Raw genomic sequence first — 20,405 nt, 5'->3', positions numbered from 1 at the left:
CTCAGGCGGCCGGTCATCTTCCGGCCACGGCCGCCGACCAGGCCGGACACCGTGCACACGCGGCTCCGACCGCCGCTGGGAGATCACTTGTACGTCCTGCTCGTCGCGAGCGCGTTCAACAGCCTCACGCAGCGAGTCCACGCCGAGCTGCGCGACCACGGCCACCGGGTCGCGGTCGAACTCGCCCTGCCCGGTGCCGGTCTGGCCGATGCCGTCCGCGGCCACCGCCCCGACCTCGTGATCGCCCCGATGCTGCGCACCGCCATCCCCGAGGAGGTCTGGGCCGCCCACACCTGCCTGGTCGTCCACCCGGGACCGGTCGGTGACCGCGGCCCCTCCTCCCTCGACCGGGCCATCCAGGACGGTGAGTCCCGGTGGGGGGTGACGGTCCTGCAGGCCAACGCGGAGATGGACGCCGGCGACGTATGGGCGAGCGTCGCATGCCCGGTACCGCCCGTCGGCAAGAGCGACCTCTACCGCGGCGAGATCGCCGACGCGGCCCTGGAGGCCGTCCTGCTCGCGGTCGAACGCTTCGCCTCCGGGACGTACACCCCGCGGCCCCAGGCCGGCGGCCGCGCCCGGCCGCTCCTGCGCCAGGAGGACCGCAGGATCGACTGGGCGGGCGACACCACCGAGGGGGTCCTGCGCGCGCTGCGCGCCGCCGACTCGCAGCCCGGTGTACGCGACGAACTGCTCGGCGGCGACTGGTACCTGCACGGCGGGCACCGCGAGGAGCGGCTGCGCGGGCGCCCCGGAGAGCTGCTGGCCACCCGGGACGGGGCGCTCTGCCGGGCCACCACCGACGGCGCCGTCTGGATCCCGGAGCTGCGCGCCCCGCGCAGGCCCGGCGGTCCGGCCACGCCCAGGCTGCCCGCCACGCTGGCGCTCGCGGACCGGCTGCCCCCGCTTCCCGAGGTGCCCGCACCCCCGCACAGCGGCCCCCACGGCCCCCACCACCGGGCCTGGTCCGACATCGGCTACCACGAGGAGGGGCAGGCCGGTTTCCTGTCGTTCTCCTTCCCCGGCGGCGCGATGAGCACCGCGCACTGCCGCCGTCTGCTGGACGCCTACCGGACGGCCCTCACCCGCCCCACGGCCGTCCTGGTCCTCGGCGGTGGCCGCGACTTCTTCTCCAACGGCATCCACCTCGGCGTCATCGAGGCTTCGGCCGACCCGGCCGAGGAGTCCTGGGCCAACATCAACGCCATGAACGACCTGGTCGAGGCGGTGCTGACCACCACCGACCGCCTCGTGGTCAGCGCGCTGGGCGGCAACGCCGCCGCGGGCGGGGTCATGCTGGCCCTCGCCGCCGACGAGGTCTGGTGCCGCTCGGGCGTCGTCCTGAACCCGCACTACCGTCTGATGGGCCTGCACGGCTCCGAGTACTGGACGTACACGCTGCCCCGCCGCGTCGGGCCCGCCCTCGCGGACCGCCTCACCACCGAGGCCCTCCCGCTGAGCGCCGCCGCCGCCCTCGGGCTCGGACTGGTCGACCGTACGCTCCGCTGCCCGCCCGGCGCCTTCACCGGCGAGACGGATCGCCTCGCGGCCCGTCTCGCCGCCCTGCCCGCCACCGCCTCCCGCATCGCCGCGAAGAAGGCCGCGCGTGAGCGCGACGAGGCCGAGCGGCCGCTGGCCGACCACCGCCGGGCCGAGCTGGCCGAGATGCGGCGGACCTTCTTCGACCCCGGCGCCCCCTACCACGCCCTGCGCCGCGCCTTCGTCCGCAAGGAGCGCCCAGTGTCCACCCCGGGCCGTCCGGGCGGGTCGCCCGTCAGTCCGCGCGATGTCACTGGACTGGCCGCACCTGACGCGGCGCCCGGGCCGGACTGCTGTTAGCAAGAAAGGTGTGGGTGAGGCAGGCCGCCTCCTCCGCCCCTTCCCGATCACCTCCCAGAGGAGCCGTCCCATGGCCACTGCGACTAAGGAATCGGTCGAGGACCCGCTGATCCACATTCTCTGGATCAACGCGGGTCTGAGCTGCGACGGCGACTCCGTGTCCCTGACGGCCGCGATGCAGCCGAGCATCGAGGAGATCGTGACCGGCGTGCTGCCCGGTCTGCCGAAGATCGCCGTCCACTGGCCGCTGATCGACTTCGAGTGCGGCCCGGTCGGCGGCGCCGACACGTTCATCGAGTGGTTCTTCAAGGGCGAGCGGGGCGAGATCGATCCCTTCGTCCTGGTGGTCGAGGGGTCGATCCCGAACGAGAAGATCAAGCCCGAGGGCTACTGGTGCGGCTTCGGCGACGACCCGGAGACCGGACAGCCCATCACCACCAGCGAGTGGATCGACCGCCTCGCCCCCAAAGCCCTCGCGGTCGTCGCCATCGGCACCTGCGCCACGTACGGCGGCATCCACGCGATGGAGGGCAACCCGACCGGCGCCATGGGCGTGCCCGACTACCTGGGCTGGGACTGGACCTCGAAGGCCGGCATCCCGATCGTGTGCGTGCCGGGCTGCCCGATCCAGCCGGACAACTTCTCGGAGACCCTGACCTACCTGCTCTACCAGGCGGCCGGATCCGCCCCGATGATCCCCCTCGACGACAAGCTGCGCCCGACCTGGCTCTTCGGGGCCACCGTCCACGAGGGCTGCGACCGCGCCGGCTACTACGAGCAGGGCCAGTTCGCCGAGACCTACGACTCCCCGCTCTGCCTGGTCAAGCTCGGCTGCTGGGGCCCCGTGGTCAAGTGCAACGTCCCCAAGCGCGGCTGGATGAACGGCATCGGCGGCTGCCCCAACGTCGGCGGCATCTGCATCGCCTGCACGATGCCCGGCTTCCCCGACAAGTTCATGCCGTTCATGGACGAACCCCCCGGCGCCAAGGTCTCCACGAAGGCGAGCGGCGCGTACGGCGCGCTGATCCGCAGGCTCCGGTCGGTCACCGCCCACACCGTGGACGAGGAACCCAAGTGGAGGCAGACCGGCCGCGCCCTGACCACGGGCTACCGCCCGCCGTGGTGACGGCACCCCGGAAGCACCCCCCCAACCCCGCTCCCCGCACCGAAGAAGGGTCACGGCAGAAACGATGACACCGAAGACGAAGGCGGCCGCAGACGGCAGCGGCCTGGTGGAGATGGCCTGGGATCCGATCACCCGGATCGTGGGCAGTCTCGGAATCCACACGAAGATCGACTTCAAGCAGAAGCGGGTCGCGGAGTGCTACAGCACCTCGTCGGTCTTCCGCGGCTACAGCGTCTTCATGCGCGGCAAGGACCCCCGCGACGCGCACTTCATCACCAGCCGCATCTGCGGCATCTGCGGTGACAACCACGCCACCTGCTCGGTGTACGCGCAGAACATGGCCTACGGGGTGAAGCCGCCCCACCTCGCCGAGTGGATCATCAACCTCGGCGAGTCCGCGGAGTACATGTTCGACCACAACATCTTCCAGGAGAACCTGGTCGGGGTCGACTACTGCGAGAAGATGGTCCGCGAGACCAACCCGGGCGTCCTGGAGCTCGCCGAGCGCACCCCCGCCCCGCACGCCGGCGAGCACGGCTACAAGACCATCGCCGACATCATGCGCTCCCTCAACCCCATCGAGGGCGAGTTCTACCGCGAGGCGCTCCAGGTCTCCCGCTACACGCGCGAGATGTTCTGCCTGATGGAGGGCCGCCACGTGCACCCCTCCACCCTCTACCCGGGCGGCGTCGGCACCATCGCCTCCGTCCAGCTCTTCACGGACTACATGAGCCGCCTCATGCGGTACTGCGAGTTCATGAAGAAGGTCGTCCCGCTCCACGACGACCTGTTCGACTTCTTCTACGCGGCCCTGCCCGGGTACGAGGAGGTCGGCCGCCGGCGTGTCCTCCTCGGCTGCTGGGGCGCCCTCAACGACCCCGAGTACTGCGACTTCACCTACGCCAACATGACCGACTGGGGACGGAAGATGTTCGTCACCCCGGGCGTGGTGGTGGACGGCAAGCTGGTCACCAACGACCTCACCGAGATCAACCTCGGCATCCGCATCCTGCTCGGCAGCTCGTACTACGACGACTGGCAGGGCCAGGAGCAGTTCGTCACCCACGACCCGCTCGGCAACCCGGTCGACCCGCGCCACCCGTGGAACCAGCACACCATCCCGGCCCCGCAGAAGCGGAACTTCGACGACAAGTACAGCTGGGTCATGTCGCCGCGCTGGTTCGACGGCAAGGACCACCTGGCCCTGGACACCGGCGGCGGCCCCATCGCCCGCCTGTGGTCCACCGCCCTGTCGGGCCTGGTCCACACCGACTACGTGCAGGCCACCGGTCACAGCGTCGTGATCACCCTGCCGCGCACGATGACCAAGCCCGAGACCCGCTTCGAGTGGAAGATCCCGAAGTGGAGCAACGCGCTGGAACGCAACCGCGCGCGCACCTACTTCCAGGCCTACGCGGCCGCCATCGCCCTGCACTGCGCCGAGAAGGGCCTCGCCGAGGTCCGCGCCGGACGCACCCAGACCTGGGAGAAGTTCGAGGTCCCGGACGAGGGGCTGGGTGTCGGCTTCACCGAGGCCGTACGCGGCGTCCTGTCCCACCACATGGTGATCCGCGACGGGAAGATCGCCAACTACCACCCGTACCCGCCGACCCCGTGGAACGCCAGCACCCGCGACACCTTCGGCACGCCCGGCCCCTACGAGGACGCGGTGCAGAACACCCCGATCTTCGAGGAGAACAGCCCGGAGAACTTCAAGGGCATCGACATCATGCGCGCGGTCCGCAGCTTCGACCCCTGTCTGCCCTGCGGCGTCCACATGTACGTCGGCGGCGGCAAGACGGTCAAGACGATGCACGTGCCCACCGGCCTGAGCGGACTGGGCGGATGAGGGCCGCGATCGACGGCCCCGAGGCCGGGCGCCGGGTCGAGGAGGTCCTCGACCGGCTCGCCGCCACCGGCGACCGCGCCGCCTGCGCGGCGGCGGAGGAACTGGTGCGCGTCCTCATGGACTTCTACGGCACCGGGCTCGCCCGCATCGTCGAGAAGGTCGGGGCCGGGCCGCTCAAGCCCGTCTACGACGACGAACTCGTGGCGAGCCTGCTCTCCCTGCACGGCCTGCACCCCGAGGACGTGCACACCCGCATCGGCCGCGCCCTGGCCGCCCACGGCGAACCGGTGGAACTGCTCGGCTTCGACGCGGACACCGGCGTCCTGCGGCTGCGCCCCGCCGCCTCCACCGGCTGCGGCTGCGGCTCGGGCTCCGGCGGCCAGGGCGGCGCCGCGCGGACGCTGGAGGACACCCTCGCCTGCTTCGCCCCCGAGGTGACGAGCGTGGAGCGGGAGCCCGCCGCGGCCCCCGCTCCCGCCCTCCTGCAGATCGGCACCCGGCCCCCGAGCCCGGCGCGGGTGCCGTGAGCGGGCCCGGGCTCCTGCACGACGGCCCGCGCGCCCCGCGCGGGCTGCGCCGGTTCGCGGGCCCGCGCCCGCCCCGGCCCGAGACCTGCGAACTGTGCGGGGTCGCCGTGCCCCAGGACGGCCACCGCCACCTGGTGCAGACCGAGCAGCGTGCGCTGATCTGCGCCTGCACCGCCTGCGCCCTGCTCTTCGACCGGCCCGGCGCCGGCACCGGACGGATGCGGGCCGTACCGGACCGCTACCTCACCGACCCGGCACACCGGCTCGACGAGGGCGCGTGGGAACTCCTCCAGATCCCGGTCGGCGTCGCGTTCTTCTTCCGCAACGCCGCCCTCGACCGGCTGGTCGCCCTCTACCCGAGTCCGGCCGGAGCCACCGAGAGCGAACTCGACCCCGAGACCTGGCAGACCGTCCTGGGCGCCGGCCGGCTGTCCACGCTCCTGGAACCCGACGTCGAGGCGCTGCTGCTGCGCCGCTCGGAGGGCCGCACCGACTGCTATCTGGTGCCGATCGACATCTGCTACGAGCTGGTGGGGCGGATGCGGCTGCTGTGGCAGGGCTTCGACGGCGGGTCCGAGGCCCGGGCCGCACTGAAGACCTTCTTCGAGCAGGTGGAACGGCGGGCCAGGGCCCTGCCCCCGACGGCGCAGGAGGACGGGAGGGACGGGATCCGATGACGGAATTCGCCTTCACCTGCACCGGGGTCCGCGCCGACGCCTTCGCCGCCGGTCCGACCCTCGTCTTCCGGCTGCGGATCACCGCGGCCGGGGGCGCCCGGGTGCACGCCATCGCCCTGCGCTGCCAGATCCGCATCGAACCGGCCCGGCGCGGCTACGGCCCGGCCGAGGCGGAAGGACTCGCCGACCTGTTCGGCGAGCGCTCCCGCTGGGGCAACACCCTCCAGCCCGTGCAGTTCGCCCAGGTCTCCGTCATGGTCCCGAGCTTCACCGGCGAGACCGAGACCGACCTGGTCGTGCCCTGCACCTACGACATGGACATCGGCGCCACCCGGTACTTCGAAGCCCTGACGGAAGGCGAGGTACCGCTGCTGATGCTGTTCTCCGGCACCGCCTTCACCGGCGACTCCGGCTTCCGCGTCGAGCCCGTCCCGTGGGACCGCGAAGCCGCGTACCGGATGCCCGTGGCCGTCTGGCGCGAGATGGTCGAACAGCACTTCCCCGGCTGCGGCTGGCTCCGGCTGCCCCGCGACACCATGGACGAGCTGCTCGCCTTCCGCTCCCGCCACGCGCTCGCCTCGTGGGAGGCGACCGTACGGGCCCTGCTGGACGCGGCCGCCCCGCCGCAGCCGCCCCCGCCCGGGGACGGTGCCGGGCCCGTCCGGCTGGGGGCCATCCTGCCGCGCCTCACCGAGAGGGCGGCCCCGTGACCACGACGACCACCGCCCACCCCCGCTTCGAGGCCGCCCGGCAGGTCGCCGACGCGGTCCTGCTGGAGGGGTACGTGCTCTACCCGTACCGGGCCTCGGCCGCGAAGAACCGCCTGCGCTGGCAGTTCGGCGTCCTCGTGCCCCCGGCATGGGGCCGCGCGCACGAGGAGCACGTCTTCCAGCAGACCGAGATCCTGATGGAACCGCGGGGCGCGGCGGACCTCGCCCTGGAGCTGCGCTTCCTGCACGCGCAGCGGCGTACGGTCGAACAGGCCGCGGACGGCGGCGGTTTCACCGAGGTCGCCGAGCTGCACCTGGCCGACCGGGTACTGGTGCCCTGGGACGAGGGAGCCGAGGAGCGGGTGGAGGTGAGCGTCCCCGTCGCCGAGCTGCTGGGCGACGACGGCGTCACCTTCCCCTTCCGCCGCCCCGCCCGCGTCGACACCGAACCCGTCCAGGACGCGGACGGGCGCACCGTGGGCCGCCTGGTGCGCCGTACCGAGGAGATTGAGGGCGTGCTGCGGTTGCGCGCCGTCGAACTGCCCGGCGCCTACCGGGTGTTCAGACTCCGCGCGGTGGTGGAGAACACCAGCCCGTGGGCCCCGCCCCCCGGGTCCGGAGCCGTCGACCGCGAGGCCGCCCTGCCCCACTCGCTGGTCGCCGCCCATCTCCTGCTGGGCCTGGACCCGGGATCCTTCCTGTCCATGACCGACCCGCCCGAGTGGGCCAGGGAGGCGGTGGCCGCCTGCGAGAACCGCCACACGTGGCCGGTGCTCGCGGGTGAACCCGGCCGCGCCGACGTGGTGCTGTCCTCCCCGATCATCCTGGAGGACCATCCGGCCATCGCCCCCGAGAGCGCGGGCGCCATGTACGACGCCACCGAGATCGACGAGATCCTCGCCCTGCGCACGGCCGCCCTGACCGAGCAGGAGAAGCGCGAGGCACGCGGCACGGACCCCCGGGCGGCCGCCGTGATCGACCTCGCCGACTCCATGCCCCCCGAGGTGCTGGAGCGGCTGCACGGCGCCGTACGCGCCCTGCGGGAGGTCACCGGCCCCGAGCAGCCTCCGCTCCTCGCGGAACTCCCCGCCGAGGACGTGGTCTTCAGGCCGGACACGCCCTGGTGGGACCCGGCCCGGACGGACACCGCCGACCCGGCCCGCGACCGGATCACGGTCGACGGAGCCTCGGTGGGCCCCGGCAGCCGAGTCCGGCTGCGCCCCGGACTGCGCCGCACCGACGCCCAGGACCTGTTCCTCCAGGGCCGCACCGCGCTGGTCGAGGCCGTGCTGCACGACGTCGACGGGGGAGTGCACCTCGCCGTCACCGTGGAGGACGACCCGGGTGCGGACATCCGCCGGGAACAGGGCAGGTTCCTCTACTTCCAGCCCGACGAGGTCACCCCCCTGGAGGACGCGTGAACGACCGGGTCCTCGTCGCGGGCATCGGCAACGTCTTCCTCGGCGACGACGGCTTCGGCGTCGAGACCGTGCGGGCGCTGGCCGAGCACCCCCTGCCCGACGGGGTCGAGGTGGTGGACTTCGGCGTACGCGGCGTCCACCTGGCCTACCAGCTCCTCGACGGCTACGACACGCTCCTGCTGGTGGACGCCACCGCACGCGGAGGCGAGCCGGGCACGCTCTACCTCATCGAGGCCGACGCGGATGCCGACGCCGGTGCCGGTGCCGGTGCCGGTGCCGGCGCCGGCACCGAGGCAGCACCCACGCCCGTCCTCGACGGCCACCACATGTCCCCCGACGCCGTCCTCGCACTGCTGGACACCCTGTGCGCCGGGACGGGCGCCACCCCGCCGCGGCGCACGCTGGTGCTCGGCTGCGAACCGGCCGGTGTCGAGGAGGGCATCGGACTGAGCGCACCCGTGGCCGCCGCCGTACCGGAGGCCGTACGCACGGCCCTGGACCTGATCCACGGCCGGACCGGCGACGAAACCGGCCGGCCCCGCCGCGAACTGAGGAGAACCCCATGAAGAAGGCCTTCGTCGGCGGGGCCGTGGCCGCCGCCCTCACCGCCGTCCTGCTGCAGGTCCTCCCCGACCTCCGGCGCTACCTGCGCATGCGCCGGATGTGACACCGCCGCGGGCGCGGCCGTGGACGCGGGTGCGGACACGGGCGCCCGAATGGCGTACGGGCGCGCCGCGCACCGGCGTGCCGACCGCACGGACTCCGTCCCGCCGGTTCAATGAGCCCCGGCAGGACGGAGTCCGATGCACGAGATGTCGATCGCCATGGCCGTCGTGGGCCAGGTGGAAGAGGCCGCCCGGGCGGGCGGCGCACAGGCCGTCACCTCCGTACGGCTGCGGGTCGGTGAGCTGGCCGGGGTGGTCCCCGACGCCCTGGCCTTCTGTTTCGAACTGGCCTGTGCCGGAACGCTCCTCGAAGGCGCCGAACTCGTCACGGAGTCCGTGACGGCCCGCGCCCGCTGCGGGTCCTGCCCCGGCACCTGGGCGGTGGGAATGCCCCCCGAACTGTGCTGCGCCGGATGCGGCAGAGCCACCGAGGTGGAACTGCTGTCGGGCCGTGAGCTGGAGATCCTCAGCGTGCGCTGGGAAGACGGCCCCGCCGGCGCCCGTACCCGCGAACCGATTCCCGAGGAGGCCTGAACCATGTGCCGAGTGGTCGATCTGCGGCAGGCGGTGCTCGCCAAGAACGACGAAGCCGCCCAGGTCCTGCGCACCGAACTCACCGCCCGCGGTACGACGGTGGTCAACCTGCTCTCCAGCCCCGGCAGCGGCAAGACGGCGCTGCTGGAGCGCGAACTGCTCCTCGCGCGGGAACGGGGCGTGCCCGTGGCCGCGCTCACGGCCGACCTGGCCACCGAGAACGACGCGCTGCGGCTGGCCCGTTCGGGCGTACCGGTCAAGCAGGTCCTCACCGACGGGCTGTGCCACCTGGAGGCCGCGATGCTCGGCCGCCACCTGGACGGCTGGCTGCCCGGCGACACCCGGCTGCTCTTCGTGGAGAACGTCGGCAACCTGGTCTGCCCGGCCGGCTACGACCTGGGGGAGTCGCTGCGGGTGGTGCTCGCCTCGGTGACCGAGGGCGAGGACAAGCCGCTGAAGTATCCGACCGCCTTCGGACTGGCCCAGCTGGTCGTGGTCACCAAGACCGACATCGCGCGGGCCGTCGAGTTCGACGAGGCCGCCTTCCGCGCCAACGTCGAGCAGGTCAACCCGGGTGTGGAGGTGGTACTCACCTCGGCGCGGGCGGGTGAGGGCCTGGGCGTCCTGCTCGACCGGGCGCTGGCGGCCGGGGCGGGGACGGGGACGCACACGCCGGTGATGGCCCGCCGGCAGCACGAGCAGGGCCACACACACGACCACGGCCACGCGCACGACCACGCGCACGACCACGCGCACGAGCACGAGCACGACCGTGATCACGATCACGACGAGGACCTCGATCTCGACCTGGACCGCGACCGCGACCGCGATCACGATCACGATCACCCGCACGTCCACACGGTCGCGCAGACCCGCTGATGGAGGCGGTGCAGCGGCGCCGGATCACCGTCCGGGGGGTGGTCCAGGGCGTCGGCTTCCGGCCCTACGTCTACACCCGCGCCACCGGGCTGGGCCTGGCCGGGCACGTCACCAACACCCCCGAGGGCGTCGTCGCGGAGGTCGAGGGCGCCCCGGCGGCGGTGGTGCGGTTCTGCGAACGGCTCGCCGCGGACGCGCCGCCGCTGGCCGTCGTCGACGCCGTCGACCACTGGGAGGTCCCCGTCGCGGGCGGCACCGGATTCACCATCATCGCCTCCCGGACCGGCGGCCCCGCCCGCACGCTCGTCTCCCCGGACGTCGCCACCTGCGCCGACTGCCTCACCGAACTGGCCGACCCGGCCGACCGCCGCCACCGGCACCCCTTCATCACCTGCACCCACTGCGGGCCGCGGTTCACCATCGTCACCGGGCTGCCGTACGACCGCGCCCACACCACCATGGCCCGCTTCCCCCTGTGCCCCGACTGCGCCCGCGAGTACGAGGACCCGGCCGACCGCCGCTTCCACGCCCAGCCGGTCGCCTGCCCGGCCTGCGGCCCCCGCCTCAGACTGCTCACCGGACAGCCGCCCCGCGAGCGCGCCGGCGCCGACCCGGTGGCCGGAGCCCGGCGCCTCCTGGCCGCCGGGGCGATCCTCGCCGTCAAGGGCCTGGGCGGCTACCACCTGGCCTGCGACGCCACCGACGCGGGCGCGGTGGCCGAGCTGCGCCGGCGCAAGGCGCGCGGGGACAAGCCCTTCGCCCTGATGGCCCGGGACCTCGCCGACGTCGAGCGGTTCGCGCGCATCGGCCCCGAGGAACGGGCCCTCCTCACCGGCGGCGCACGGCCCATCGTGCTGCTGCGCCGACGCGCCGGTACGGGCGGCCCCGACGGGGTCGCCCCCGGCTGTCCCGACCTCGGCGTGATGCTCCCGTACACCCCCGTCCACCACCTGCTGCTCGGCCTGCCCGGGGACCCGCCGGGGCCCCGGCTGCTCGTCATGACCAGCGGGAACCTCGCGGGGGAGCCCATCGTCACCGACGACGACGAGGCCCTGGAGCGGCTCGCCGGCCTCGCCGACGGCTGGCTCACGCACGACCGCCCCATCCACGTGCCGTGCGACGACTCCGTGGTGCGGGTGTGCGACGGCGAGACGCTGACCGTACGCCGCTCGCGCGGGTACGCCCCGCTCCCGCTGACCCTGCCGGTGCCGGTCCCCGCGACGCTCGCCGCGGGCGGGGACCTGAAGAACACCTTCTGCCTCGGCGAAGGGCGCCAGGCCTGGCTGTCCGCCCACATCGGCGACATGGACGACCTCGCCACGCAGTACGCCCTCGAAGGCGCCGAGCGGCAGCTGGAGTCCATCACCGGCGTCGCCCCCGTGCTCCTCGCCGTCGACCGGCACCCCGGCTACCGCTCCACCCGGTGGGCGGAGCGCACCGCGGGCGCCCGGCCGCTCGTCCGGGTCCAGCACCACCACGCGCACATCGCCTCCGCGATGGCGGAGCACGGCCGGGGTCCCGGCCGCCCGGTGATCGGGGTCGCCTTCGACGGCACCGGCTACGGCGACGACGGCGCCGTCTGGGGCGGCGAGGTCCTCCTCGCCGACTACGCGGGGTTCACCCGGTTCGCCCACCTCGCCTACGTCCCACTGCCCGGCGGTGACGCGGCCGTGCACCGCCCGTACCGCATGGCGCTGTCCCATCTGCGGGCCGCGGGCATCGGACGGACCCCGGACCTGCCCTGCACCGCCGCCTGCCCGCCAGGCGAACTGACACTGCTGGAGCGGCAGTTGGAGCGCGGACTGAACTGTGTCCCGACCTCCAGCATGGGCCGCCTCTTCGACGCCGTCTCCTCCCTGGCCGGCATCTGCCACCTGGCCGGCTACGAGGCGCAGGCCGCCATCGAGCTGGAGGGCGCGGCCCTCGCCGCGGGCGAAGCCGATCCCGGACCCGGCTACGCCTTCGGCCTCCGCGCGGCGGGCGGCCCGGGCGGCGGGCCGCTCACCGCGGATCCCGCGCCCGTACTCGCCGCCGTCGTGGCCGACGTCCGGGCCGGCGCGGACCCGGCGCTGATCGCCGCCCGCTTCCACACCTCCGTCGCCGCACTCGTCGCCACGCTCTGCGCGCTCGCGCGCGAGCGGCACGGCCTGGACACCGTCGCCCTGACCGGCGGGGTCTTCGCCAACACCCTGCTCTCCTCCGCCTGCGCCCGGCGCCTCGGCGCCGCCGGATTCACCGTCCTGCGGCACGGCCGGGTCCCCCCGAACGACGGCGGGCTGGCCCTCGGCCAGCTGATGGTGGCCGCCGCGTCGCACGAGCGCCCGCGCACCCCCTGACAGTCCCTGACTCCACCCACAGCAAGGAGAAACCCATGTGCCTGGCGGTGCCCGGCAGAGTGCTCGACATCGGGGAGAAGGACGGCACCCGCATGGCCACCGTCGACTTCGGCGGTGTGCAGAAGGAGGTGTGCCTGGAGTACCTGCCCGACCTCCAGGTGGGCGAGTACGCCATCGTCCACGTGGGCTTCGCCCTCCAGCGCCTCGACGAGGAGTCGGCCAAGCAGACGCTCGAACTGTTCGCGCAGCTCGGCATGCTCCAGGAGGAGTTCGGGGACCCGTGGGAGCAGGCCGCCGCGGTCGGCGGCGATCCCTGGCCCTTCACCGACGATCCCGATTCCGACCCCGCGCCCGCGCCCGCGCTCGCCGCACCGCAGGAGGAAGTCCAGCCGTGAAGTACATCGAGGAGTTCCAGGACCCCGACCTCGCCCGCCGGCTGCTGGACGACATCCACGCCACCGTGACCCGGCCCTGGGCCCTGATGGAGGTCTGCGGAGGCCAGACCCACACCATCATCCGGCACGGAATCGATCAACTCCTGCCCGAACAGGTCGAGTTGATTCACGGCCCGGGCTGTCCGGTGTGCGTCACCCCGCTGGAGGTCATCGACAAGGCGCTGGAGATCGCCTCCCGGCCCGATGTCGTCTTCTGCTCCTTCGGGGACATGCTCCGCGTGCCGGGGACCGGCCGTGACCTGTTCCAGGTGCGCAGCGAGGGCGGCGACGTACGCGTGGTCTACTCCCCGCTCGACGCCCTGCGGATCGCCCAGGAGAACCCGAAGCGCCAGGTGGTCTTCTTCGGCATCGGCTTCGAGACCACCGCGCCGCCCAACGCCATGACGGTCCACCAGGCGAAGAAGCTGGGCATCCCCAACTTCAGCATGCTCGTCTCCCACGTCCGGGTGCCCCCGGCGATCGAGGCGATCATGAGGTCGCCCAGCTGCCGGGTCCAGGGCTTCCTCGCCGCCGGGCACGTCTGCAGCGTGATGGGGGTGCGCGAGTACCCCGAACTGGCCGCGCGCCACCGGGTGCCGATCGTGGTGACCGGCTTCGAGCCGCTCGACATCCTGGAGGGCGTGCGCCGGGCCGTACGGCAGCTGGAGCGCGGCGAGCACACCGTCGACAACGCCTACGCGCGCGCCGTGCGCCCCGAGGGCAACCCGGCCGCCCTCGCCATGCTGGAGGACGTCTTCGAGGTGACCGACCGGGCCTGGCGGGGCATCGGTGTCATCCCCGACAGCGGCTGGCGGCTGTCCGCCCGCTACCGGGACTTCGACGCCGAACACCGCTTCTCGGTCAGCGGGATCAACACCCGGGAGCCGGCCGAGTGCCGCAGCGGCGAGGTGCTCCAGGGGCTGCTGAAACCCCACGAGTGCGAGGCCTTCGGCACGCTGTGCACCCCGCGCAGCCCGCTCGGCGCCACGATGGTCTCCAGCGAGGGCGCCTGCGCCGCGTACTACCTCTACCGGCGGCTGGAACTGGGGACCGTGCCCGCCGCCAAGACCGCCAAGACCGCCGCGAGCGCCCCGCTGGAGGCGAGCCCCGTTGTCTGACACCGCACTCGACATCACCGGCTGGACCTGCCCGGCCCCGCTGCGCGACCGCCCCCGGGTGGTCATGGGCCACGGCGGTGGGGGCGCGCTCTCCGCCGAGCTGGTCCAGCACCTGTTCGCCCCCGCCTTCGGCGGTGACGTGCTCGCCCAGCTCGGGGACTCGGCGGCCGTCTCCCTGGGCGGGGTCCGGCTGGCCTTCTCCACCGATTCCTACGTGGTGCGGCCGCTGTTCTTCCCCGGCGGCTCCATCGGCGACCTCGCCGTCAACGGCACGGTCAACGACCTGGCCATGAGCGGGGCCGAAGCCGCCTACCTCTCCTGCGGGTTCATCCTGGAGGAGGGCGTCGAGATGTCGGTCGTGGCGCGCGTGGCCGAGGCCATGGGCGCGGCCGCGCGGGCGGCCGGTGTGGAGGTGGCGACCGGCGACACCAAGGTCGTGGAGGCGGGCCACGGTGACGGCATCTACCTCAACACCGCCGGCATCGGGATCATCCCCGACGGGGTGGACCTGCGCCCGCAGCGCGTCGTACCGGGTGACGTCGTCATCGTCAGCGGAGAGATCGGCCTCCACGGAGTGGCGATCATGAGCGTCCGCGAGGGGCTCGAATTCGGCGTCGACATCCAGAGCGACTGCGCGGCCCTGGGCGGCCTCGTACGGAGCATGCTCGCGGTCACCCCGGACCTCCACGTCCTGCGCGACCCCACCCGGGGAGGCCTGGCGGCCTCCCTGAACGAGATCGCGGCCGCCTCGGGCACCGGTGTCGTCATCCACGAGGGCCGCGTCCCGGTGCCCGCGGCCGTCGCGAACGCCTGCGCGATCCTCGGACTCGACCCGCTCTACGTGGCCAACGAGGGCAAGCTGGTCGCCTTCGTGCCCCGCGAGCACGCCGACGCCGTCCTCGACGCCATGCGCGCCCATCCGCTGGGCCGCCACGCGGCGGTGATCGGCGAGGCCGTCGACGCCCACCCGGGCCTGGTCGTGGCGCGCACCGCCCTCGGCGGCACCCGCGTGGTCGACCTGCCGATCGGGGAGCAGCTGCCGCGCATCTGCTGACCGGTGCGCAGGATGGGTGCCGGCCCCGATGCGCGGGGCCGGCCGGCCGGGCCATGCTCGAGGTGTCCGCGACGTCCCTTCCCGGCCACCGCCGGGAGACGCCCCGCCCGGCCCCGGGCCCACGGCGCCGCCGCTTCCCGGACACGCCCCGGACGATGAACACCCCTTGCGCCCCCGCGGCGTCGGCGTGGAACCACCCGCGCCCTCGCCCGGTCGATGGAAAGGAGCGGGGCCATGCCGCGATCCGACGATGCGGGGACCGGCCGTCCCGGAGTCGGCACCGGGGCTTCGGCCGTGCCCCGGCCGCGGACCGGGCCCCGGCCGCGCCCCTACCGCAGGGCGGGCGCCTGGCTGGCCGTGGCCCTGGGGCTCTGGGCCGCGGTGGCCGGGGCCACCCTGCCCAACGGGCTCGTCCTCGCGGCCGGCCTGGTCGTGGCCGCGCTGGCGGTCAACCGCCTGGGCGCGGAGCCCCGTACGCCCCGCCGGGCCAAGCCGATGGCACCGCCCTGACCGCTACGGACGCCCGGCGGGATCCTGGTCGGGGGCCGTCCGCGCGGCGGCCTCCGGCGACCTCACGGGCGGCGGTACGGCGGCGAGCGGCGAGGCGCCCGCGGAACGGCGCCCGGTGCACCACGCGGCCAGGGGCTCGGTGTAGCGGGCGGTGAGCGGACCGATCACCACCAGGATCAGCACGTAGGCGGTGGCCAGCGGCCCGAGGGCCGGCTCGATGCCCGCGGTGACCGCGAGACCGGCGATGACGATGGAGAATTCGCCGCGCGCCACGAGCGTGCCCCCGGCCCGCCAGCGGCCCTTGACGCCGACTCCGGCGCGCTTCGCGGCCCAGTACCCGGTGGCGATCTTCGTGCCCGCCGTGACCAGGGCGAGCGCGAGCGCGGGCACCAGCACGGGCGGAATGCTCGCCGGGTCGGTGTGCAGGCCGAAGAAGACGAAGAACACCGCGGCGAACAGGTCCCGGAGCGGGCTGAGCAGGGTGTGCGTACCCTCGGCCACCTCACCGGACAGGGCGATCCCGACCAGGAACGCGCCGACCGCGGCGGAGACCTGCAACTGCTGGGCGATGCCCGCGACCAGCAGGGTCAGACCGAGGACGACCAGCAGCAGCTTCTCCGGGTCGTCACTGGAGACGAACCGGGAGATGAGCCGGCCGTAGCGGACGGCGACGAACAGCACCGCGCCCGCCACACCGAGGGCGATCGCCAGGGTGAGGCTGCCCGCCGCGAGACCGACCCCGGCCAGCAGGGCGGTGACGATGGGCAGGTAGACGGCCATGGCCAGGTCTTCGAGGACCAGGACGCTGAGGACGACCGGGGTCTCGCGGTTGCCGAGCCGCCCGAGGTCCCCCATCACCTTGGCGATGACGCCGGAGGAGGAGATCCAGGTGACCCCCGCCAGGACCACGGCCGCCACCGGCCCCCAGCCCATCAGCAGCGCGGCTACCGCGCCCGGTACGGCGTTGAGGGTGAAGTCGACCAGCCCGGCCGGGTACTGGGTCTTGAGATTGGAGACCAGGTCGGTGGCCGTGTACTCCAGACCCAGCATCAGCAGCAGCAGGATGACGCCGATCTCGGCGCCGATCGCCACGAACTCCTCGCTCGCGCCCATGGGCAGCAGTCCGCCCGTGCCGAAGGCGAGACCCGCCAGCAGGTACAGGGGTATCGGGGAGAAACGCAAGCGCCCGGCGAGTCTGCCCAGCAGACCCAGGCCCAGGATGATCGCACCGAACTCGATCAGGAAGACGGCGGAGTGCACAGGCGATCACTCCCGTCCGAGTATGGAGGCGGCCGCGTCGACGCCCTCGCGGGTGCCGATCACGATGAGCGTGTCCCCGCCGGCGAGGCGGAAATCGGGCGCGGGGGAGGGCCGGGCCTCGGCCCGCCTCAGGACCGCCACGATCGAGACCCCGGTCTCCGTCCGCATCCGGGTCTCCCCCAGCAGCCGGCCGTTCCAGTACGAGTGCGCCGACAGCTCGATGCGTTCCGCGACCAGCCCGAGGTCGGTGGTGTGCAGCAGGTTGGGGCTGTGGTGAGCGGGCATCAGGGCATCGATCAGCGAGGTGGTCTCCGCCCCGGACAGGTGCAGGGACTGGGCGCACGCGTCGGGATCGTCCGCGCGGTACACGTTCACCGTACGGGTGCCGTCGCGGTGGGCGATCACCGACAGGTGGCGCCTCTCGCGGGTGGTGAGGTCGTACTGGACCCCGATGCCGGGCAGCGGCGTGGTGCTCATCCGTGGAGCGGGCACGGCTCTGTCCCCCCTTGCTTCGTGTTCGGCTGTGGTGCGGCGCAGGCGCAGTCCCTGGCGGATGCCGGTTCCGGCTGCTGCGCGGGGGCTCATGGTGCCACCTCGCACAGGGGGCGGGATATGGGTGTCGGCACGGATGGACAAGGCCCCCGGCGCACGACAGTCTGAAGCGGGGACACCGTTCCCACCGCAGGTCACCGCAGGTGCGGGCACCTGTCGGCGGGGATAGTGGAAGTGAGCGGTCCGCCGGAGCGGCGGACCCCGGAACGAGCGGAGGGACGCCCGTGTCGCTGTACTGGCGGATCTTCCTGCTCAACGCGGCCGTCCTCGTCACCGCCGTCCTGCTGCTGCTCGGCCCGGTCACCGTCTCCACCCCGGTCCTCTTCGGGGAGGCCGTGGTCCTGCTCGCCGGGCTGGCCGCCATGCTGATCGCCAACGCCGTCCTGCTGCGGATCGGTCTGGGACCGCTCGGCCGGCTGACCCGCGCGATGAGCGCGGTCGACCTGCTGCGCCCCGGCGGCCGGGCACAGGTGGAGGGCCCCGCCGAAGTGGCCGAGCTGACCACCTCCTTCAACGCCATGCTGGGCCGGCTGGAGGCCGAACGGGCCGGCAGCAGCGCCCGCGCCCTCTCCGCGCAGGAAGCCGAACGGCGGCGCATCGCCCAGGAACTCCACGACGAGGTCGGCCAGACCCTCACCGCGGTCCTGCTCCAGCTCAAGCACGCCGCCGACCGCGCCCCGGCCCCCTTGCGGGAGGAGCTCCGCCAGGTGCAGGAGACGACCCGCACCAGCCTGGACGAGATCCGCCGCATCGCCCGCAGGCTGCGCCCGGGAGTACTGGAGGAGCTCGGGCTGCACAGTGCCGTGCGCGCGCTGACGGCCGAGTTCACCAGCGGTTCGCTGACCGTGCGTCATGTCATCGGCCCCCACGTGCCCCCGCTCGACGAAGCGGCCGAGCTGGTCGTCTACCGGGTCGCCCAGGAGGCCCTGACCAACGCCGCCCGGCACGCGGGCGCGAGCGAGGTCGGGGTGCACCTGTCGGCCCGGCCCGGCGGGGCGGTCCGGCTGCTGGTACGCGACGACGGCAAGGGCATCGGCCCCGCCGCCGAGGGAGCGGGGATCCAGGGCATGCGGGAACGCGCCCTGCTGATCGGCGCGGACCTCACCATCGGGAGCGGCCCGCAGGGCGGCACCGACGTACGGCTGGACGTACCCGCCGTCGACACGGCCGCCGCCGCGGCCACGGAGGGGACCCCTTGACCACCCCGGAACGGGCGCCGACCCGCGTCCTGCTCGCCGACGACCACGCCCTCGTACGGCGCGGGGTCCGGCTCATCCTCGACGCCGAGCCGGACCTGACGGTGGTCGCCGAGGCCGGCGACGGAGCCGAGGCCGTCGCCCTGGCCCGTACCGGAGAGGTGGACCTCGCCGTCCTCGACGTGGCGATGCCCCGCATGACCGGACTGCAGGCCGCACGGGAACTCTCCAGGCTGCGGCCGGAGCTGCGGATCCTCATCCTGACCATGTACGACAACGAGCAGTACTTCTTCGAGGCGCTCAAGGCCGGGGCAGCCGGCTACGTCCCCAAGTCGGTCGCCGACCGCGACCTGGTCGAGGCGTGCCGGGCGGCGATCCGGGACGAGCCGTTCATCTATCCCGGCGCCGAGACCACCCTCATCCGCAACTACCTGGACCGCGCCCGCCAGGGCGATCCGCTGCCCGCCCGGGCGATCACCGAGCGCGAGGAGGAGATCCTCAAGCTCGTCGCGGAAGGCCACTCCTCGAAGGAGATCGGCGACCTCCTCGTCATCAGCGCCAAGACCGTGGAGCGCCACCGGGCCAACCTGCTGCAGAAGCTCGGGATGCGCGACCGGCTGGAGCTGACCCGGTACGCGATCCGGGTCGGGCTCATCGAGCCCTAGCATCTCGCGGCCCGCACCCCGTCCTCGTAGCTACGAGGTGGTGCCGCCCGGGGCCCGGCCCCAGCATGACGCGGGGGACCGCCCGTCCGGGCGCCGTCCACAGGGCCCGGGAGGGGAAGACGTGCTGCGGTATGTGAGCAGGCTGCGGGTGGTGGTGCTGATGTGCCTGGCGGGACTGGTGCTGGGGGGTGCGCCCGCGCCCGCCTCGGCCTCGGCCTCGGCCACTGATCCAGTTCCCGTGCCGGCCTCCGCCGCGGCGAAGCCGCTGTTCCAGCTGCCGTTCCCGTGCGGGACCAACTGGCAGTTGAACACATGGGGCCACAACCCCGCCCTGGACATCGTGGTGGAGCGGAACACCGGCTCCGACGGCCTGCCCGTCCTGCCGTCCGCCGCCGGCACGGTGTCCGCCACGTACTGGACCGACGGCTCGGGCAACACCATCCAGATCAGCCACGGCAACGGCTGGTTCACGGCCTACTACCACCTGAAGGACGATCCGGCGACCTACGTCAAGAAGGGCGACGCCGTCCAGCCGTCCACGCAGATCGGCCGGATCGGCACCTCGGGCGCCTCGGACTGGTCCCACCTGCACTACGAGCAGCGCTACCTGGCCTCGGGCGACTTCACCGACGAGAGCCACCGCGTCCCGGCCCACTTCGACGGGGTCGAGTACGCGGGAGCCGCGAAGGAATGGCCGAGCGTCACCAGCCGCAACTGCACCGGCACACCGCCGCCCGCCTGGCGGGACTGCCCGCCCGGCTACGTCTGCTTCTACTCGGGGGCCGACGGCACGGGCACCGTCTGCCGGTCCGCCGGCGACGAGCCCCGCAGCACGTGCGGGCAGCGCGCATCCTTCTTCAACAACGGCACACCGCAGCCCGGTTACGACCACGTCCAGGTGTACTTCCGGGAGGGAGGAAGTGCCTGCCTGCACCGGGGCTGGGACGAGGGACGCGGGAACCTGCCCGCCGGGGGCCGGACCATCGAGCGCTTCCAGTGGCGGGGAGAGTGCTGAAGACAGGCCATCGTTGCGGGAACGATTGATTCCGCTGG

At 73.4% G+C, this 20,405-nt stretch carries 21 protein-coding genes; 19 read left to right on the top strand and 2 right to left on the bottom strand.

All coding sequences use genetic code 11. The features are described 5' to 3' along the window. Positions 1 to 87: 87 nt before the first annotated feature. From Sspor_RS11410 to Sspor_RS11340, 16 genes are all read left to right on the top strand, one after another. Entirely contained in the window at positions 88 to 1,839 is a 1,752-nt protein-coding gene (locus tag Sspor_RS11410; protein ID WP_202203603.1) for a hydrogenase maturation protein, read from the top strand. 70 nt (positions 1,840 to 1,909) lie between these two features. Continuing rightward, positions 1,910 to 2,965: an NADH-quinone oxidoreductase subunit B family protein gene (locus tag Sspor_RS11405; protein ID WP_202198974.1), complete on the top strand. Its 1,056-nt coding sequence runs from the start codon at positions 1,910 to 1,912 to the stop codon at positions 2,963 to 2,965. A 64-nt stretch (positions 2,966 to 3,029) separates the two neighbouring features. Further along, positions 3,030 to 4,814, top strand: a complete 1,785-nt coding sequence (locus Sspor_RS11400; RefSeq protein WP_202198972.1) for a nickel-dependent hydrogenase large subunit — start codon at positions 3,030 to 3,032, stop codon at positions 4,812 to 4,814. Beyond that, positions 4,811 to 5,341, top strand: coding sequence for a NifU-related iron-sulfur-binding protein (locus Sspor_RS11395; protein ID WP_202198970.1), 531 nt, complete (start codon positions 4,811 to 4,813; stop codon positions 5,339 to 5,341). Before Sspor_RS11400 ends, Sspor_RS11395 begins: the two co-directional genes overlap by 4 nt. Continuing rightward, a complete protein-coding gene (locus Sspor_RS11390; RefSeq protein ID WP_237403807.1) occupies positions 5,338 to 6,018 on the top strand; it encodes a DUF5947 family protein in 681 nt (226 codons plus the stop codon). The genes Sspor_RS11395 and Sspor_RS11390 overlap by 4 nt, the downstream gene beginning before the upstream one ends. Beyond that, positions 6,015 to 6,728, top strand: a complete 714-nt coding sequence (locus tag Sspor_RS11385; protein ID WP_202198968.1) for a DUF6084 family protein — start codon at positions 6,015 to 6,017, stop codon at positions 6,726 to 6,728. Before Sspor_RS11390 ends, Sspor_RS11385 begins: the two co-directional genes overlap by 4 nt. Then, entirely contained in the window at positions 6,725 to 8,149 is a 1,425-nt protein-coding gene (locus Sspor_RS11380) for a hypothetical protein (RefSeq protein WP_202198967.1), read from the top strand. Before Sspor_RS11385 ends, Sspor_RS11380 begins: the two co-directional genes overlap by 4 nt. Next, positions 8,146 to 8,715, top strand: coding sequence for a hydrogenase maturation protease (locus Sspor_RS11375; protein WP_202198965.1), 570 nt, complete (start codon positions 8,146 to 8,148; stop codon positions 8,713 to 8,715). Before Sspor_RS11380 ends, Sspor_RS11375 begins: the two co-directional genes overlap by 4 nt. After that, positions 8,712 to 8,816 carry a DUF6893 family small protein gene (locus Sspor_RS41545; RefSeq protein WP_372499766.1) on the top strand — a complete coding sequence of 35 codons (105 nt, stop codon included), beginning with the start codon at positions 8,712 to 8,714 and terminating at the stop codon, positions 8,814 to 8,816. The genes Sspor_RS11375 and Sspor_RS41545 overlap by 4 nt, the downstream gene beginning before the upstream one ends. A gap of 136 nt (positions 8,817 to 8,952) precedes the next feature. Then, positions 8,953 to 9,348 (top strand): hydrogenase maturation nickel metallochaperone HypA/HybF, encoded by a 396-nt coding sequence (locus tag Sspor_RS11370; protein ID WP_202198964.1) that lies wholly within the window; start codon positions 8,953 to 8,955, stop codon positions 9,346 to 9,348. Positions 9,349 to 9,351: 3 nt separating this feature from the next. Beyond that, positions 9,352 to 10,227, top strand: coding sequence for a hydrogenase nickel incorporation protein HypB (gene hypB / locus Sspor_RS11365; RefSeq protein WP_202198962.1), 876 nt, complete (start codon positions 9,352 to 9,354; stop codon positions 10,225 to 10,227). After that, positions 10,227 to 12,563 carry a carbamoyltransferase HypF gene (gene hypF, locus Sspor_RS11360; protein WP_202198961.1) on the top strand — a complete coding sequence of 779 codons (2,337 nt, stop codon included), beginning with the start codon at positions 10,227 to 10,229 and terminating at the stop codon, positions 12,561 to 12,563. The genes hypB and hypF overlap by 1 nt, the downstream gene beginning before the upstream one ends. A gap of 35 nt (positions 12,564 to 12,598) precedes the next feature. Next, entirely contained in the window at positions 12,599 to 12,958 is a 360-nt protein-coding gene (locus tag Sspor_RS11355) for a HypC/HybG/HupF family hydrogenase formation chaperone (protein WP_202198960.1), read from the top strand. Next, the gene (gene hypD / locus Sspor_RS11350; RefSeq protein WP_202198959.1) at positions 12,955 to 14,115 is read left to right on the top strand and encodes a hydrogenase formation protein HypD; all 1,161 of its coding nucleotides are present in this window, start codon (positions 12,955 to 12,957) and stop codon (positions 14,113 to 14,115) included. Before Sspor_RS11355 ends, hypD begins: the two co-directional genes overlap by 4 nt. Beyond that, positions 14,108 to 15,169, top strand: a complete 1,062-nt coding sequence (hypE, locus tag Sspor_RS11345; protein ID WP_272934833.1) for a hydrogenase expression/formation protein HypE — start codon at positions 14,108 to 14,110, stop codon at positions 15,167 to 15,169. The genes hypD and hypE overlap by 8 nt, the downstream gene beginning before the upstream one ends. Before the next feature lie 234 nt (positions 15,170 to 15,403). Next, a complete protein-coding gene (locus Sspor_RS11340) occupies positions 15,404 to 15,679 on the top strand; it encodes a hypothetical protein (protein ID WP_202198958.1) in 276 nt (91 codons plus the stop codon). 3 nt (positions 15,680 to 15,682) lie between these two features. Here the strand turns inward: Sspor_RS11340 and Sspor_RS11335 are convergent, their stop codons facing one another. Further along, entirely contained in the window at positions 15,683 to 16,939 is a 1,257-nt protein-coding gene (locus Sspor_RS11335; RefSeq protein ID WP_237403806.1) for a cation:proton antiporter, read from the bottom strand. Positions 16,940 to 16,945: 6 nt separating this feature from the next. Then, entirely contained in the window at positions 16,946 to 17,416 is a 471-nt protein-coding gene (locus Sspor_RS11330; RefSeq protein WP_189745948.1) for a cation:proton antiporter regulatory subunit, read from the bottom strand. A 299-nt stretch (positions 17,417 to 17,715) separates the two neighbouring features. Here Sspor_RS11330 and Sspor_RS11325 point away from each other — a divergent pair, with 299 nt between their 5' ends. From Sspor_RS11325 to Sspor_RS11315, 3 genes are all read left to right on the top strand, one after another. Beyond that, the gene (locus Sspor_RS11325) at positions 17,716 to 18,690 is read left to right on the top strand and encodes a HAMP domain-containing sensor histidine kinase (RefSeq protein WP_202198957.1); all 975 of its coding nucleotides are present in this window, start codon (positions 17,716 to 17,718) and stop codon (positions 18,688 to 18,690) included. Then, entirely contained in the window at positions 18,687 to 19,352 is a 666-nt protein-coding gene (locus Sspor_RS11320) for a response regulator (RefSeq protein ID WP_202198956.1), read from the top strand. The genes Sspor_RS11325 and Sspor_RS11320 overlap by 4 nt, the downstream gene beginning before the upstream one ends. A 121-nt stretch (positions 19,353 to 19,473) precedes the next feature. Further along, the gene (locus Sspor_RS11315) at positions 19,474 to 20,367 is read left to right on the top strand and encodes a peptidoglycan DD-metalloendopeptidase family protein (RefSeq protein WP_202198955.1); all 894 of its coding nucleotides are present in this window, start codon (positions 19,474 to 19,476) and stop codon (positions 20,365 to 20,367) included. Positions 20,368 to 20,405 lie beyond the last annotated feature (38 nt).

The sequence above is a fragment of the Streptomyces spororaveus genome (assembly GCF_016755875.1).
GTDB classification, from domain to species: domain Bacteria; phylum Actinomycetota; class Actinomycetes; order Streptomycetales; family Streptomycetaceae; genus Streptomyces; species Streptomyces spororaveus.
Note: the sequence above shows the minus strand (reverse complement) of the source record. Positions and strands in the feature narration are given on the sequence as shown.